Annotated in this window: 16 protein-coding genes; 7 read left to right on the top strand and 9 right to left on the bottom strand. The window is 45.2% G+C overall.

Features of this window, described 5'->3' with window-relative positions:
* The first annotated feature begins 41 nt into the window (after positions 1–41).
* From OZ660_RS08540 to OZ660_RS08550, 3 genes are all read left to right on the top strand, one after another.
* The gene (locus tag OZ660_RS08540; RefSeq protein ID WP_202265247.1) at positions 42–593 is read left to right on the top strand and encodes a DUF2058 domain-containing protein; all 552 of its coding nucleotides are present in this window, start codon (positions 42–44) and stop codon (positions 591–593) included.
* Between the two features lie 18 nt (positions 594–611).
* Positions 612–1,169 carry a GNAT family N-acetyltransferase gene (locus OZ660_RS08545; RefSeq protein WP_274743210.1) on the top strand — a complete coding sequence of 186 codons (558 nt, stop codon included), beginning with the start codon at positions 612–614 and terminating at the stop codon, positions 1,167–1,169.
* A gap of 125 nt (positions 1,170–1,294) precedes the next feature.
* The gene (locus OZ660_RS08550) at positions 1,295–2,080 is read left to right on the top strand and encodes a leishmanolysin-related zinc metalloendopeptidase (protein ID WP_274743211.1); all 786 of its coding nucleotides are present in this window, start codon (positions 1,295–1,297) and stop codon (positions 2,078–2,080) included.
* A gap of 27 nt (positions 2,081–2,107) precedes the next feature.
* Here the strand turns inward: OZ660_RS08550 and OZ660_RS08555 are convergent, their stop codons facing one another.
* Together OZ660_RS08555 and OZ660_RS08560 are read right to left on the bottom strand one after the other, a co-directional pair.
* The gene (locus OZ660_RS08555) at positions 2,108–3,094 is read right to left on the bottom strand and encodes a pyridoxamine 5'-phosphate oxidase family protein (RefSeq protein ID WP_274743212.1); all 987 of its coding nucleotides are present in this window, start codon (positions 3,092–3,094) and stop codon (positions 2,108–2,110) included.
* A gap of 3 nt (positions 3,095–3,097) precedes the next feature.
* Positions 3,098–3,748 (bottom strand): glutathione S-transferase family protein, encoded by a 651-nt coding sequence (locus tag OZ660_RS08560; RefSeq protein WP_274743213.1) that lies wholly within the window; start codon positions 3,746–3,748, stop codon positions 3,098–3,100.
* 219 nt (positions 3,749–3,967) lie between these two features.
* On the opposite strand from OZ660_RS08560, the gene OZ660_RS08565 reads away from it, so the two are divergent.
* The 4 genes from OZ660_RS08565 (at position 3,968) to OZ660_RS08580 (ending at position 7,349) form a co-directional block, all read left to right on the top strand.
* Positions 3,968–4,876 carry a LysR family transcriptional regulator gene (locus OZ660_RS08565; RefSeq protein ID WP_274743214.1) on the top strand — a complete coding sequence of 303 codons (909 nt, stop codon included), beginning with the start codon at positions 3,968–3,970 and terminating at the stop codon, positions 4,874–4,876.
* A gap of 116 nt (positions 4,877–4,992) precedes the next feature.
* Positions 4,993–6,435 (top strand): prephenate-dependent tRNA uridine(34) hydroxylase TrhP, encoded by a 1,443-nt coding sequence (gene trhP / locus OZ660_RS08570; protein WP_274743215.1) that lies wholly within the window; start codon positions 4,993–4,995, stop codon positions 6,433–6,435.
* A 3-nt stretch (positions 6,436–6,438) separates the two neighbouring features.
* Positions 6,439–6,690 carry a YfhL family 4Fe-4S dicluster ferredoxin gene (locus OZ660_RS08575; protein ID WP_274743216.1) on the top strand — a complete coding sequence of 84 codons (252 nt, stop codon included), beginning with the start codon at positions 6,439–6,441 and terminating at the stop codon, positions 6,688–6,690.
* Between the two features lie 143 nt (positions 6,691–6,833).
* The gene (locus OZ660_RS08580) at positions 6,834–7,349 is read left to right on the top strand and encodes a GNAT family N-acetyltransferase (RefSeq protein ID WP_274743217.1); all 516 of its coding nucleotides are present in this window, start codon (positions 6,834–6,836) and stop codon (positions 7,347–7,349) included.
* A 42-nt stretch (positions 7,350–7,391) separates the two neighbouring features.
* Here the strand turns inward: OZ660_RS08580 and OZ660_RS08585 are convergent, their stop codons facing one another.
* From OZ660_RS08585 to OZ660_RS08615, 7 genes are all read right to left on the bottom strand, one after another.
* Positions 7,392–8,030 carry a hypothetical protein gene (locus tag OZ660_RS08585; RefSeq protein WP_274743218.1) on the bottom strand — a complete coding sequence of 213 codons (639 nt, stop codon included), beginning with the start codon at positions 8,028–8,030 and terminating at the stop codon, positions 7,392–7,394.
* A complete protein-coding gene (locus tag OZ660_RS08590; RefSeq protein ID WP_274743219.1) occupies positions 8,027–10,216 on the bottom strand; it encodes a xanthine dehydrogenase family protein molybdopterin-binding subunit in 2,190 nt (729 codons plus the stop codon). The genes OZ660_RS08585 and OZ660_RS08590 overlap by 4 nt, the downstream gene beginning before the upstream one ends.
* Positions 10,217–10,218: 2 nt before the next feature.
* Entirely contained in the window at positions 10,219–10,680 is a 462-nt protein-coding gene (locus tag OZ660_RS08595) for a (2Fe-2S)-binding protein (protein ID WP_159624962.1), read from the bottom strand.
* Positions 10,681–11,113: 433 nt separating this feature from the next.
* Entirely contained in the window at positions 11,114–11,920 is an 807-nt protein-coding gene (locus OZ660_RS08600; protein ID WP_274743220.1) for an RDD family protein, read from the bottom strand.
* Positions 11,921–12,005: 85 nt separating this feature from the next.
* Positions 12,006–12,680: a response regulator transcription factor gene (locus tag OZ660_RS08605; RefSeq protein WP_274743221.1), complete on the bottom strand. Its 675-nt coding sequence runs from the start codon at positions 12,678–12,680 to the stop codon at positions 12,006–12,008.
* Between the two features lie 50 nt (positions 12,681–12,730).
* Positions 12,731–14,293 (bottom strand): sensor histidine kinase, encoded by a 1,563-nt coding sequence (locus OZ660_RS08610; RefSeq protein ID WP_274743222.1) that lies wholly within the window; start codon positions 14,291–14,293, stop codon positions 12,731–12,733.
* Positions 14,294–14,382: 89 nt separating this feature from the next.
* On the bottom strand, positions 14,383–15,453 hold the full coding sequence (locus tag OZ660_RS08615) for a phosphotransferase (RefSeq protein WP_274743223.1): 1,071 nt from the start codon (positions 15,451–15,453) through the stop codon (positions 14,383–14,385).
* Between the last annotated feature and the right edge of the window lie 90 nt (positions 15,454–15,543).

Consider the following 15,543-nt stretch of genomic DNA (forward strand, 5'->3'; position numbering starts at 1 on the left):
GTTGTACAATACTAAAAACGTTTACGTAGTAGAGAAAAAGCATGGCCTCATTACAAGACCAATTGCTTAAAGCTGGTTTAGCAGATAAAGCGACAGCAAAGCAAGCACGCGCAGACAAACGCAAAAAGCAGAAGCAAAAGAACAAACAAAAGCAGCCCGTGGTAGATGAAGCCACTATCGCGGCCCAACAAGCAGCTGAAGAAAAGAAAGCGCGTTCGCGCGAATTAAACCAGCTTCAGCAGCAAGAGCGTGAAAAACGCTCTATAGCGGCACAAGTTCGTCAATTAATTACCGTTAATAAGCAAGACCGTAAAGGCGACACTGTGTTGAACTTCACTCATGACAACGTGGTAAAGCGTATGTACGTGAGTGAAGAAATGCATAAACAAGTGACAAAAGGGCGTTTAACCGTAGTGTTACTTGATGATGCCTATGAACTTGTTCCTACGCCGGTGGCTGACAAAATTGCCCAGCGCGATGCAAGTTCTGTGATTTACCGCGCTGACCTTGATAAGAGTGGTAACGATGGTAAAGATGAAGACGAGGACGATTGGTACGCAGACTATGAAATTCCTGACGATCTTACGTGGTAATTGATTGAGTCGATGAGCGTGTCTGAATTCTTAAAACAGTCGTGTATTGATGGCGTGACGTATCAATTGGTTACGCCGTCTGCGCGCTTTGAATCTAGCTATCGTGAATACATTGCTGAGTTAGGCGATGAAGAGCGCTATCCGTTTGTGTTAGATCTCGATGCGTCAGACTTTAACCATTATCTTGACCGTTTAGAAGCCTTTCGATTAGGTGTTGATCTCCCTAAAGGGTATGTAGACAGTGCTACATTCTGGTTAGTGCGTGGCAACACCTTGCTAGGTGTGTCTAACCTTAGACAGCGTCTGAATGCCGAAATAGCCCATGTGGGCGGTCATATCGGCTTAGGAATCAGGCCAAGTGCCCGTGGCAAAGGCTTGAGCACACTGCTGCTAAGATGGACATGTGAAATAGCAAAATCACGCCATATTGGCCACGCCAATAACAGTCAATTACATGTTCATTGTTACTTTGATAATCACGCATCGCAAAACATGATCAAATCAGTGGGTGGTGTGCTTGATTCAACCATAGAGGTAGGCGATATCAAAGTGGCGCGATTCATCATCGAGATATAACGTTAATCATTTTCGACTTTAGTTCGAATCTAACTACGTGTAGTTTCGCAATCCAACAATCTTGTCTATAACTAGATAAGCAATTCACCGTGAATTTCCTGAGGCTGGCCAGTATGCGCTTTTGTATGTCGAGTATTCGCTCTTTCCTTTTTGCCATGCTGTTTGTAAGCACGCAGAGCATGGCGGGTTTCTTTAACATTACAGTGAACAATGTGGGAGGTTTATCGTCCTCTCAAGCCGATATTTTCGATGATGCTGTAAACTTTTGGGAATTCGTACTGCCAGGTGTGCAAAGCGCGTTTAACCTTAATTTGGTTATTTCTGCCAGTGGTGAAAACATCGATGGCGTTGGAAATGTGCTGGGCTCAGCGGGGCCAAGCTCAATCGCACAGGCGCTTGACGTAGGGATCATTTACACCACGCGCGGTACTATGCGCTTCGATACAGCCGACCTTGATGCACTTGAGCGGGCAAATCTATTATTTGATGTTGTTGTACATGAAATGGCGCATGTCATTGGCTTTGGTACATTGTGGGATGCGGGACGGTATTTTCCTGGCACGCAGAATGTCTACGTACAGGGCTCAGGTCGTTACACTGGCGAATATGCCCTTGATATCTATCGGCAAGAATTTGACTCAGGTGCAGATTTTGTGCCTGTGGAATTAGATGGTGGACCCGGTACCGCAAACGGCCATTGGGATGAAGGTTGGCCTGGTGGCGCGTCTGATCTCATGACAGGCTATTTAGGGCCGGTTCCTACCACGATAAGTAACACAACAATCGCTTCATTTGCTGACATTGGCTACCTTACGATCGTGACTCATGCGGTGAGTTCGCCATCAACCCTTGGGCTTTTTGCACTTGCACTTTGCTTTTGTTTAGCCAATCGAAAAAAAACATCACGCTAAGCTGATAAGCAATATGATAACTACGCCTCACCACACGCCAGTGCTATCAACGGCAGGTGAGCGTGTGATGACCTCGTGTCGGAAAGGGTAGAGGTTATCTATGCTTATTGCGTTTTCAACAGTGATGTGAATAAAGCGTTCAGCGCCGTCAAAGTCAGGCAGCGTGTCCGTTTCCCAAATGACAGTGGCATTACCTTGTATAAAGTGAAGCGTCCCCGTCGTGTTTTCAAAAAAGCATAACCCCACACGTCCATCTAGTACAATATTGCCTATGGTGTTGAAAAACTTGTTTCCGCTAAAATCAGGTGTTAGCAATGAATTAGCCTCAACGTTAATAAAACCCGGCTTTCCACCGCGGTGAGACACGTCTATACCTTCATTTGAATTATGCCCGAGTGTAGCGTGACGCGATGCAATATAAAAGGTTTCAGCCGTTGACACCACCTGTTGCAGATGAGTAGTGAGGCCGTTGTACCGTTGAACATTTTTGTGAGTTACTTTCTGCAAAGCGCCTGAGTTACTGACTTTTTGCGTGTCTCTGGTATGAATATACTGTGGGCAGTTACCAAAACTCTGCTCAACAGATACATGAATATCACTCCCCTTTAGGTGGCTTATTACGCCATTGAGCCTATTACGTCTTCGGGTCGCAAGCTCTAATCCAAGTATGCCTATTTTACTGCCAGTGTTAACATCAAGACCCAGTAGCGTATCGATTAACGCAAAGGCGCTCTGAGACAAGCCAAGTTGCAAGCGCGTTTCAGAAGGTGAGCGAACGAACCCCTCATCTCCCCAGACAGGTAACGCGACAGGGTGACCAGATTGGTCGAGTAGTCCTACCATCATTAATGGCCCGGATTCAAAAAATGCTCTGTGCTGGGCTGGCATAAAGGGGCGAATAAAGCCTTGTGTTCGTTGCGCTATCGTTTTGGAGATCCCTAACGTATCTTGCGCAAACACTTCGCCCTCGTGAAACACGGGTACTAAACTGTCTGAAGAATGAGGCGTTTTCATAATTTATACTCGAGCTTCTGCAATTTCTGAACTCGGCATAGCAACAAAGCCAGGTAACGCTTGAATGTTGCCAATCCACGCATTGATATTGGGGTAGTTAACTAATGAAACGCCACCTTCTGGAGCGTGAGCAATATAACTGTACATCGCGATATCTGCTGCAGTTAATCGATTACTTACCAGGTACTTTTCGTTTTGCTCTGCCAAATGGCGCTCCATAGTCGTCAACAATGAAACCGAAGTGGCGAGTACACGTTCAACATCAATAGTTGCACCAAATACATACTCTAGTCGTGCTGCGGCTGGTCCGCGTGCGAGTTCACCTGCAGAAACTGAAAACCAACGCTGAATGGCCGCGATTTCTTGTGGTGTTTCCCCTAACCACGTTGAAGGCGCTGAAGTATATGCGCTCGCTAAGTAACTAAGAATGGCGTTGGAGTCTGATAGCGTAATGCCACCATCTTGAATAACAGGGACCTGACCAAATGGATTCATTGCTAAAAATGCATCACCTTTGTGTTCGCCTCTGCCCATATTGGGCTCTACGGTAGTAAAAGGCACATCGATGAGATGCATAAATAAGGACACCTTATGGCAGTGTCCAGATTTGATATTTTGATAAAGGGTGATAGGTGAAACTGTATTAGTAGACATAAGTTCGTCCTCGTTTACGGGTTAAAGTTCAAGTTCAGATAGGCTTACAAAGTCATCTGGGCGCGTAGCACCTTGCCAGATTAGACGGCGGGTACTACTAGGTTCATGTGATAAGGATATTGCTAATTCATTGGAAAATAATTGTGTATTTTTGAAAGTTATTATTTCATTATCTGTAATAGTTGGTTTGTGAGTGACGAAAAGTGACGGGAGAGAACGATGGACAAGCTATTTGCAATGAGAGTGTTTGTTACTGTCGAAGCACACAATAGTTTTGTGTTAGCGGCCGAAGCCCTGACTATTTCTGCGCCAGCGGTAACTCGAGCAGTGTCTTGGCTTGAACAATCGCTGAATACGAAGCTGTTTCATCGAACGACACGGCGAATTCGTTTAACCGAAGCGGGAGGGCAGTATCTCACTCACGCAAAGCGGATCCTTGAAGACATCGATCATATAGAAGCACAAGTGGCGGGTATTCAAATAAAACCCAGTGGCGTACTGAACGTTACTGCGCCTATTTTATTTGGCGAGCGCTATGTAACGCCCATAATTGCCTCGTTTTTACAGGATTTTCCCGATGTGTCGGTTAATGGATTTATGTATGACAATATCGTGGATTTGATAGAGCATAATATCGATGTGGCCATTCGCATCGGTAAGCCTAAAGATTCGTCATTATTTGCAACAACAGTGGGTTTTGTTGGCCGAGTGACCTGCGCTTCGCCTCACTATTTGCAAGAGAATAGCCCTATAATTACGCCTGAAGATTTGAAACAGCATACTATTGTGTATCCCACCCGTTTTAATGAGCCCGCCGTGTGGACTTACCACACGAACGAAAAACCGATAACCGTAAAGCTAAAACCGCGGTATCAGTGTAATCAGAATAGAAGCGCAATTAACGCGGTTAAGCGCGGATTTGGCGTAACGCGATGCATGTCTTATCAAGTGGCAGAGGAACTCGCAAGTGGGGAGTTGGTAAAAGTACTGGATACCTATGAAGACACGGTATTGCCTATTCAAGCCGTTAGTCTTGAGGGGCGCCACAATCAAGAAAAAGTAAAACTTTTTATTACCTATATAAAAAATGCACTGGCAGAAAACACTTACCTAAACGCAAAAAACTAGTTGTGCGACTATTTTATTGATCTCCATCAAATCCGCCTTATCTAGCGATTGCTGAATGTGCTAGCGCTCAATAGAATCCGCCGCTTTTACTTAAAGCGTCTAGTAGCGGTTTACCTATGTCAATTGAAACACCTAATGTTAATTCACCTTCATCAGCACTTTCACCTGTAGCTGTTCCCGAATTGTTGGCCCCAGCAGGCAGCTTGCGCAATATGCGTTATGCGTTTGCCTATGGTGCAGATGCTGTCTATGCAGGTCAGCCTCGCTATTCGTTGCGTGTAAGGAACAACGAATTCAGCTTAGAAAATTTGGCAGTTGGTATAAAAGAGGCCCACTCGAAGGGCAAAAAGTTTTACGTGGTCAGTAATATTGCGCCTCATAACAGTAAAATTAACACCTACCTTAAAGATATTGCCCCTGTAATCGCAATGAAACCAGATGCGTTAATTATGTCGGACCCTGGGCTTATTATGTTGGTGCGTGAAGCATATCCTGAAATGCCCATACACTTAAGCGTTCAAGCAAATGCCGTGAACTATGCAACGGTAAAATTTTGGCAAACACAAGGTATCGAGCGCGTGATCTTGTCGCGCGAATTGTCGCTTGAAGAAATTGAGGTAATTCGAGAGCAAGTCCCTGACATGGAGCTTGAAGTCTTTGTGCATGGCGCGCTTTGTATGGCTTACTCTGGTCGCTGTCTTCTGTCGGGATACATGAATAAAAGGGATCCCAATCAGGGGACTTGCACCAATGCGTGCAGATGGTCGTACGACGTAAAAGGTGCACAAGAGAATGAAACGGGAGAGATTGTTCAAGCAGGGGTTACTCAAGTAGATCCAAACGCTGTCATTCCTACGCTTGGTGACGGCGAGCCGAGCTCTAACGTGTTCATGCTTGAGGAAAAAGAAAAGCCTGGTGAACTCATGCCTGCATTTGAAGATGAGCATGGCACCTACATCATGAATTCAAAAGACCTGCGCGCAGTTCAGCATGTTGAGCGACTTACTCAAATGGGAGTACACAGTTTAAAAATAGAAGGTCGAACTAAATCACATTATTACTGCGCTAGAACGGCACAGGTGTATCGCAAGGCCATTGACGATGCGGTGGCGGGAAAGCCGTTTGATATAAACTTAATGGCCAGTTTAGAGACCCTCGCGCATCGTGGATACACCGAAGGATTTCTTCGCCGTCATGCTCATCACGCGTACCAGAATTACGAATATGGCCATTCGGTAAGTGACAAGCAGCAGTTTGTGGGCGAAGTGGTATCGCGATGCGAAACCACCGGCTTTGCCATTGTTGACGTAAAAAATAAGTTTTGTGTGGGGCATTCACTTGAGTTGATGACACCACAAGGTAATTTGCATTTCATACTGGACAGCATGCTAGACAAAAATGGCCATGCCATTGACGATGCCAAAGGCTCAGGTCATCAAGTAAAAATACCCGTGCCATCTGAAGTCGACCTGTCATACGCATTATTGTTAAGGAACTTAAGCGAAGGCGTTGATACACGCAATCCGTTTAAACAAGACAAGCAGTATGCAAAGGGGTAACAGGTGGCGCTTAAAATTTTAGAGACTTGTATAAATTGTGATATGTGCGAGCCGGAATGTCCGAATAAAGCCATTAGTATGGGGGAAAAAGTGTTTGAAATTGACCCTGTTCGCTGTACCGAGTGTGTAGGTCATTATGATGCGCCAACCTGTGTGGCAGTCTGCCCAATAGACGTCGTAAAACCTGATCCATTATACAAAGAAACCCTCGATGATTTAGCTGATAAGTTTATTGCGCTTAATAGTGAGCTTTAAGTGCTAAAACAGACGCATTACGTTGCAAAATAGACTTAGCGCATTTGCTTTTCACTTATGGAAAATGTGTCTTGAATATTTAAGTGGGTAAGGCATCATCAAGCTATAAAAAATTACTAAAATACGCGTGAGGTCATACGGTTATGAGGACAGTAGATCCTGGGGTAAAAGCTACGGAGACAAAAGCTACGGGTAAGACAGTTACATGGAAAGCACTTACTTTTGACGAACTGGGCAATAATCAATTGTTCGAGTTATTCAAGTTGCGCGTAGACGTGTTTGTTGTGGAGCAAAATTGCCCTTATCCGGAACTAGATGAAAAAGACCGCCACAGCGAAACTCACCACTTAATGGGCTTTAAAGACGAAGAGTTAGTGGCATGTGCACGACTTTTACCAGCCGGCTTAAGTTACCCGTCTATAAGCATTGGGCGTGTGGCTACGCGTCAATCATTTAGAGGGAAGGGCGCAGGTAAACTGCTAATGCAAAGTGCTATAGCGCATTGTGAGAACTTATGGCCAGGTCAAGATATTGAAATAGGTGCACAAGAATACTTAAAAGGCTTTTACGAGAGCTTTGGTTTTGTGGCGACGTCTGACATGTACCTCGAGGATGATATACCGCATATCGACATGATAAGGTCAGCTCACAACGGGTAAACCATAGTAAGCTGACCTTCAGTGTTGTGTTATATCGCTAAACTACATGCTTTGAGATGGGCAATGCGCACCAGATTTCACCCAGGCCTTTGCTAATGCGCCAGCTTCTTCCTGCGTTCCTGGCGCTTTTTCTCGACCTTTACCGGGATGAAAACCCCAGCCCACTAAGCCATCTTCGGCTATGTGCTTAACCACGGCATCAAGCGACTTTCCGCCATTGCGTTCAGGATCTTTCAATTGTGCACAAATCTCGCTAAGCGATTTGCCCAGCCATTTTTGCTTGATGGGTGCGGCTTTCCAAGGTGCGTGACCGGGCATTGACCAGTCTTCTTTCACATCCACATTATCAGCGCCATGACATGTACTGCACATCATACCGGGTACGCCAATATCCGCTACGCCCCGCTCGACAGGTGGCATGTGTGGTTTTTGGTCGTCACCTTGCAATAGTACATCTTCAACATGGCAGTTAATACATCTTGGATGCTGAATAACTTTGCCCAGTTCTTTGAATACGGCTTTGGAATAAGCTTCCTCTGAAGATAAATGCTTAAAATCCTCAGGTGCTTTTAATGAACTGGCATCATCTGCACTATGGTTGTGAGCGTGTACTCGGTCAAGCAAAGTCGCACCCAACAGCGTAATTGTGATAAATAGCAGCGTTACTTTAATAGGGTTCATGATGCCTCCTGGGCGCGTCGGATCGCTTTGTTCATCGGGAGGTTGGTGATCATTTGACCCGTTAGCGAACGCCATGCGTTGGCCACAGCAGGACCAATCGGTGGTACGCCTGGTTCTCCGACACCTGTGGGAGATTCTCCTGATGGAACGATAACCACCTCGACTTCTGGCATAGATGGCATGCGCAATGGGTGATAGGAGTCATAGTTACTTTGCTCAACCATACCACCTTTGCCTAGCGTAATTTCTTCTTCGAGAATAGCGCCTAAACCAAACCCTATGCCACCTTCCATTTGTGCGCGCACAATGTCGGGGTTTACTGCCAGTCCACAATCTACCGCACACCAAACGCGCGTTACTTTCACCAAGCCGTCATCAGTTTTGGTAACTTCAGCAATTTGTGCAACATAAGTGCCAAACGATTTATGCACGGCAATGCCGCGGGCATGGCCCACAGGTGTTTTTCCGGCACTATCAGCAAGTTTAACCACCGCATTTAATACGCCCAAATCTCGCGGCGAATCTTTCAGCAGTGCACGGCGCCCTTCAATAGGATCGGTTTCTGTTCTAGAAAGGGCGTGGTCAAGGGCTGTTTCGACCACGTATGCCGTGTGAGTATGCCCCACCGAACGCCACCACAGTACAGGGATAGGGTTACTCATGGTATGCAATGAAACATCACGGTTTGCGATGGTGTAGGGGAAATCACTTGCACCTTCCACTGATGTTGGGTCAATACCATCCTTAATCATTTGCTCAAACGGCGAGCCCGCTACAATAGACTGAGTGGCAATAACATGCTGCCATGCGTTGATATTGCCTTTGTTGTCGGTTCCCGTAACCACGCGATGAACGGTGAGTGGTCTATAGCGCCCCCCTTGCACGTCATTTTCTCTGGTCCACATTAGTTTCACTGGGGTACCTTTAGGTTGCGTTTTAGCTATTTCAGCAGCTTCTTTTGCAAAACCACTGGTAGGTTGGGCGCGTCGACCAAATGTACCACCCCCTAATTGCGTGTTTATTGAAACATATTCAGGCTTCACGCCAAATACAGATGCTACCGTTCCTTGGTCAACAGTTTGCATTTGGCTACCCATCCAAACCTCAACCGTTCCATCTTTATTCGCTCTTACTACCGCATCCAGCGTTTCCATAGGGGTATGGGCAAGGTAGGGAAAGGTGTAAACGGCTTCAAACGTGCTTTGTGCGTTTTTGAGTGCAGTCGTTGTATCTCCGTGACTTGCCGCTTTTATTCCTGTGGTTGTGGTTTTATCCACATACTCTTGCGTTATATCATCAGTAGAACGCGTTTCCGCTTTCGTTGTATCCCAGGTGAGTTTAAGCGCGTCTCTACCTTTTAGTGCCGCATAAGTTGAAGTAGCGACTACCGCAACACCGCTACTGATTTTATGCACGCCTAGAACACCGGCAACCTTCTTAGCTTTCGAGTCATCGACCTCTTTGATCGTTGCGCCAAAATGACTAGGGTGAGCAACAGCCGCATAGCGCATATCAGGTAGTTGAACATCCTGTGTAAATTGCGCTGTGCCGTTGGTTTTAACGGTAGTGTCAATTTTTGGCACTGGCTTACCAATGTAAATAAATGATTCAGGAGACTTTAGAGCGGGATTTTGGTTGGGTTCAATTTTTGATGCGGCCTCTGCTAACTCTCCAAAAACAGCACTTTTGCCCGAGGCTTTGTGATGTATAACGCCTTTTGTTACCTCAATACTGTCAGGGCTCACATTCCATTTATCTGCAGTGGCTCTTACCAGACTATCGCGCATCATGGCACCCGCTTTGCGCATCTGCATGTAACTGTTTGCAAGCCCTGTTGAACCACCAACACCTTGTATGCCAAATGCCAAGTTTTTATACAATTCAGCATTCGCGGGTGCATGTTGAGCTTTCATTTGTGACCAATCTGCATCCATTTCATCAGCAATTAAGGTAGCCATGCCGGTAAATGCACCTTGCCCAATTTCTATGTGTTTTACCAAAACCGTAATGGTGTTGTCGGGTTTCAGGTGAATATATGCATTGGGTTGCATGGGCGTATCTTGACTGGCAACGGCTCGGTTACGAAGAGGTAGGTACAAGCCTACTATCAGACCTGTGGCAATACCGACACTTGCCTTTAAGAACTGGCGGCGGTCAAAAACGGTTTTTTCCTGTGGCATATGCATTCTTAAGCCTCCAATTCAGCTGCAGCATTTTTAATGGCTTGACGTATGCGCACATAAGTGGCGCACCTGCAAAGGTTGCCTGCCATACCCGCGTCAATATCTTCATCTGTTGGATTTGGCTTTTTCGTTAGTAAGTCTACAGCGCTCATTACTTGCCCAGATTGACAAAAACCGCATTGCGGCACATCCAAAGATTCCCATGCTTTCATTACGGCAGCAGCTGTTTTGTTATCTATACCTTCAATAGTAGTGACAGAACTGTTGTTAACGGCACTGATTGGCGTGACACAAGAGCGAACAGCATTACCATTTAGATGAACAGTACAGGCTCCGCATTGCGCTTTTCCACAACCATATTTTGTGCCTGTCATGTTAAGTTCATCGCGCAAAACCCAAAGCAGCGGCGTTTGTCCGTCTACTTCAAGCTCGCGCTCATTATTATTTACGCGCATCGAAATCTTCATAATATCTCCGGGCTTTTTTGTCAGACTGCGACAAACATTGCTTTGTTTGTGATTAGTGGGCGGCTACTAATCGAGGTAGTAAAAAAGCACACAATAAAAAACAGTGCGCTTTAGATGGCATTTACGTAATGCAAAGTATAGTTAATAGAATGTTTACGTGTGCAAAACATTTAGGTTCAATACAATGTGACATTGCAGTGGTGACATTAGCGGGAATTGTGCGACACAGAATCGGTTAATGCGCTATTAATCTTCTATTAATGTTGCGCCAATGATAACGAAAGGAGGCTGCAGTACTATAAAGATGTGGATGCGAAAGTATTCATCAGTGTGTTCTCCTTGACCTCAAACATGTGGTCACCTAGCGCCCTTAACAGGTACTCCCAAGCCTTCAGGGTAGCACTTAGCCCAGTAGTGTGTACTGGGCTATTTTTTATTTTGATGCGCTTATAACTAAGGTCTCAGATATTTTATCCTGAATAGCTTGTCGATTAGGGTCCCAATATATTTGCATAAAGCCTAGTAAGCCAGTTGCTAAACCAGCACCATAGCCGCCGTAGCGTCCGAAGCTTTCCCATAATGAGAGCCCGCTACCATCAAGCTTAAGCACACGAATGTTCATAATGTGTTTGCCGGGCGTTTTTCCATTAAACCATGCAGTAAACACGCTGTAATACAGAGCTGCCCAGCCGAAACCCAGTCCGAGGTCTGATATAAACCCCTTTATCCATTCAATGATACTGTAGGTTGAAGTCGCAGAGGGTGTACTTTCAACAATGGCCTCCTCATTTTCAATTTCCATTGAATCTGCAGTGTTATCGTCGTAGCTTGAATACTCATTGTCTACTTGATAAGCAGGCTCCTCAAATGCGAAATCAAGTGCAAGTAGCACTGTCCATAACAATATAATAGCGCCACCAACTCTTAGTAACGCTCGCGTGGTTGCGCGTTTTGGATTATGCGCCAAATTATTACTCGCCTTATAAAATGTGGCTGTAGCGATAACCGCTAGAAAAAATGCATTAAGAGAGCTCAGTACCACAACTAAAAACAAGTCGATACCTTGTGCTACACCACGTTGAAAAGGGGTAGCTAATCGAGTACCAAGTAGTGAATCAGACACGCCAAAGGCATATGGCGTAACAATATCTTTTGTTTCTACATGTTGCTTTGGTTCACTTTCTAAGGTGTCGTCAGTAGCCGAGGATGGTGTACTTAGTTGGTGAAGGCGTTCTGGCATAATACATCCGTGTTGATCTTCGAAACCTCCACTTTACACACAAGTGTGCCGCTTTTTAACTACTTTGTTAGTACAAAAAGGTAGGCTATTGTTTTTGCGATAGTCGGTATCCGTTGCCTCTTAATGTTTCAATGTGAAGGGACTCACATTGGGCAAGCTTTTGGCGTAGGCGACTTATGTAGACATCTACAACGTTGGTAAGCGGGTCGCTATGGCTTCGCCACACGCGGCTTAAAATACGTTCTCTGGAAAGGACCTTGCCGGCATTTTCAACAAAGTAATAGAGCGTGTCGTATTCTAACTTAGTAAGGGATAATTCTTTACCCTCTAACGTGGCAATTCTGGACTCTTCATCAATAATGAGCGGGCCGACCCCGCGACGTTCTCTGTCCTGCGGGGCTGACGCTCTGCGGCTAAGTGCAGTTATTCTGGCTAACAGCTCATCAAAATCAAACGGTTTACATAGATAGTCGTCTGCACCAAGTTTTAGCCCATTTACCCGCTCTTTAACGTCATCAACGGCTGTGAGCAGTAACACCATAGGTGCATTGGGCATCGCTTTAATGGTACTGAGTAACTCCACGCTGTCTTCGTCGCCAAACATTCTGTCTAAAACAGCGATAGCAGGCGATTCTTGTCGAATGCGAGTAACAAGATTGTGTAACGTGCTTTCCTCTACACATTCGTATCCCTCGGCCGTTAAGCCGCGAGATAAAAAACGTAACAACGGCGCTTCATCATCCGCAATTAAAATTTTCATTTCACATTACTCTCTCGTTCGTCCCAATTCCTTGTTGCTAAATACAATGCTCACGCATCTCCACTGTAATCGGCCGGTAACATTAAAGTAAACGTCGAGCCTTCACCCAATGTTGATTTGGCTTCTAGCTTCCCGCCATGTGCTTCAGCAATTGCTTTTGCAATAGAAAGTCCTAAGCCCATACCGTCACCTTTTCTCTTTAGGCGAACAAAGCGCTCAAAAATATGGTCTAGATCGCTTGACGATATTCCGTCGCCAATATCGACAACATGGATACAAACCATGCTTTCACAAGCGCTGACGTTTATCGCAATAGGTTCTTGTTCACGAGAATATTTATGGGCGTTTTCAACCAATATGGTGAGAGCTTGAATTATTCGTCCCTCGTCAATAAAGACATCAACGGGCTGAGGCAGTGTCCAGTTTAAGATGAATTCACGGGACTTGGTGACTTTCTGCCAAAGTCTAACTTGTTGTGCAAGTAATGCGTGCAAATCGTGTTTCGAAAAGTCGAGTGTAAACTCATGCATTTCAGCACGGGCAAGTAGCAAGAGATCATCTACAAGTTTACTTAAGTTAACCGCTTGCTCTAGTATGGTTTGCAGAGTTTCCTTGTAAACATCATTGTCAGCACTGTGCTGGCGCAGAGTGACTTGTGCTTCGCCTCGAATAATCGTAAGTGGTGTTCGTAGTTCGTGGCTTACATCGGCCATAAACTGACGACGTTTAGCATCGATTTGTGTAAGTTTACTATTCGCTTCTTTCAAGGCTCGGGTGCGAGTTTCTACTTCAAACTCCAATTGCTTGCGATACGCTGCGGCTTTATCTTCATGTTCCGATAATCTGGCAATCATAGAGTTTAATGCTTTCACTAAATCGGTAAACTCATCGTCGAGAGTTTCTGGTAGTCGATACTGGTAATTTCCCGACGCGATAGCGTCGGTGCCCGTGCGTATGATAGTGAGCGGTTGGTATAGCGCGTTGAAGAGCCAATAGCACCCCAGCAGTATGAAAGGGCAGGTAATAAGCCCCAAACTAATAGTGAACCATACAATGCTTGAATTAAGCGTTTCAATGCGTGCATTTATGTCTGAAACTACACGTGTTTGACGTATTACCGCAGAGTTAATCGCCTCGCGAAATTGATTATCAATGGTTATCTCGAGCAGGTTTTGCAAACGTTGCTGTTGATATAATGGTGCACTGTCATTACTTAGTGAAATTGCCCTAAATTCATCGACAATGCTTTGAATGAGTTGCTCCAGCGCATCTGTGTCTTCAACGCTGCCTTGGGTAATAGCTTCGCCTAGTGCTTCACGTTGCTCTAGTTCCAGCTGCTTTATGCGTAGTATTGACTGATTAATGAGTTGTTGTTTATTGCGAACTTTGGCTTGGTTGGCATCTTTACCAAAAATAAGCTCATCAGTAAGTTGCTTAAACAATCGGTAAGAGATGCTTGAAAGTTGCTGATGTTCAGACAATAACGACTGAGCGAGCTGACTTTGAGCCAAGTTTGTACGCGTTAGATGTGCTGAAACAGCGGCACTTGCTAGCGCAATAAGAAGAATGAAGGTAGATAGCAGCCCAAATAAATATAGCTTGCGTTTGTACATGGTAACGACTTGTCATTATTGTTAATGTGACTTCATCGTTTGATACGTTTACAAGCTCAAGATGGAACACGTTCCGCTACAATAAAACGTCAACAGGTCTTAAACATGTGCAACGCTTTTTCCGTCTGAGAGGCTAATTCATCATCTATCTTCCAATGACTTGGGCTCCACCCTGCAAGAAAGCGATGAAAATCGGCGCACGCGACGCAATATAAAGCGCGCCACTGTTCAATCACGTCGTCAATATCGATAGCGTGTGATAATGGTAACAGGCAAGTCTCTGTTGATTTCATGTTACAACGGTTAATATAAGCATTTCTTAATGCATCAAAATAAACATCAAGGCAACGGGTGTGGGACTGGTGCTGATCACGCGTTGAGAGCGCACTACCCAGAAAATAAGCCACATCTTTCACTCCCACACCGAAACCGGTGTACTGAAAATCTACTGCTGCGCACTTATCAAATTGTTTGGTAAAGCAAAAGTTTGCTACTTTGGCGTCACCGTGAATAAGTGTTTGGTAGGATGCATTTGAAAGTGCATCTGCGATAGCATGGGCATGGGTTTTCAGTGGTCCCGCTGCCATTGCATCGTATTCATCTTTTCGTGTGCCAAGATGCCAATAGCTACCTTCATCCCAAACCAAAATTCCTTTGTTTTTGATGGTGTCTCGTACACCGAGGAATTGAGCGTGAAAAGCGCCTAGCCAAGACAAAACTGTTTCTGCTTGGGATACGCTTAGGGTATCTGCGGTTTCAGTGAACCCCAAAGCGCGTAAATCTTCCATAACCAGAAATGTACGGTTACCTGTCTGGTTAGTTGCAATGCACGACGGAACCTTACATTGTGCGTTGGTATAGGGTTGAAGGTGTTGATAGAAGCTATTTTCCACAGCAAACGACGCCAACTTCCTATCGTGGCTAGGTTTACCATTCCATCCTCTAGGATGGTTTAACGTAGCGGGTGGCGCTGTACACTTGGCAACAACGGGAACCGTTTTGTTTTGACTATCCGTGTAGGCATGACGATAGTGAAGATTAGCGCGAAAACAAGCGCCATAACCGCTCCACAGCGACTGGATAAGCTTTACGTCGCTTAAGCGAGCATTGCAGGTAGATTCGATAAACTGTATGAACGCGTTGTCTATTGATGCTGTCATAAGGTCGAGTGAAGTTTGCCGCTAAAATTACGAGTACATAGCTTACATTAAGAACAAAAAAGCCGCTAAGAAGCGGCTTTTTCAACTGCG

The sequence above is a fragment of the Alteromonas sp. 009811495 genome (assembly GCF_028865455.1).
Taxonomy (GTDB): domain Bacteria; phylum Pseudomonadota; class Gammaproteobacteria; order Enterobacterales; family Alteromonadaceae; genus Alteromonas.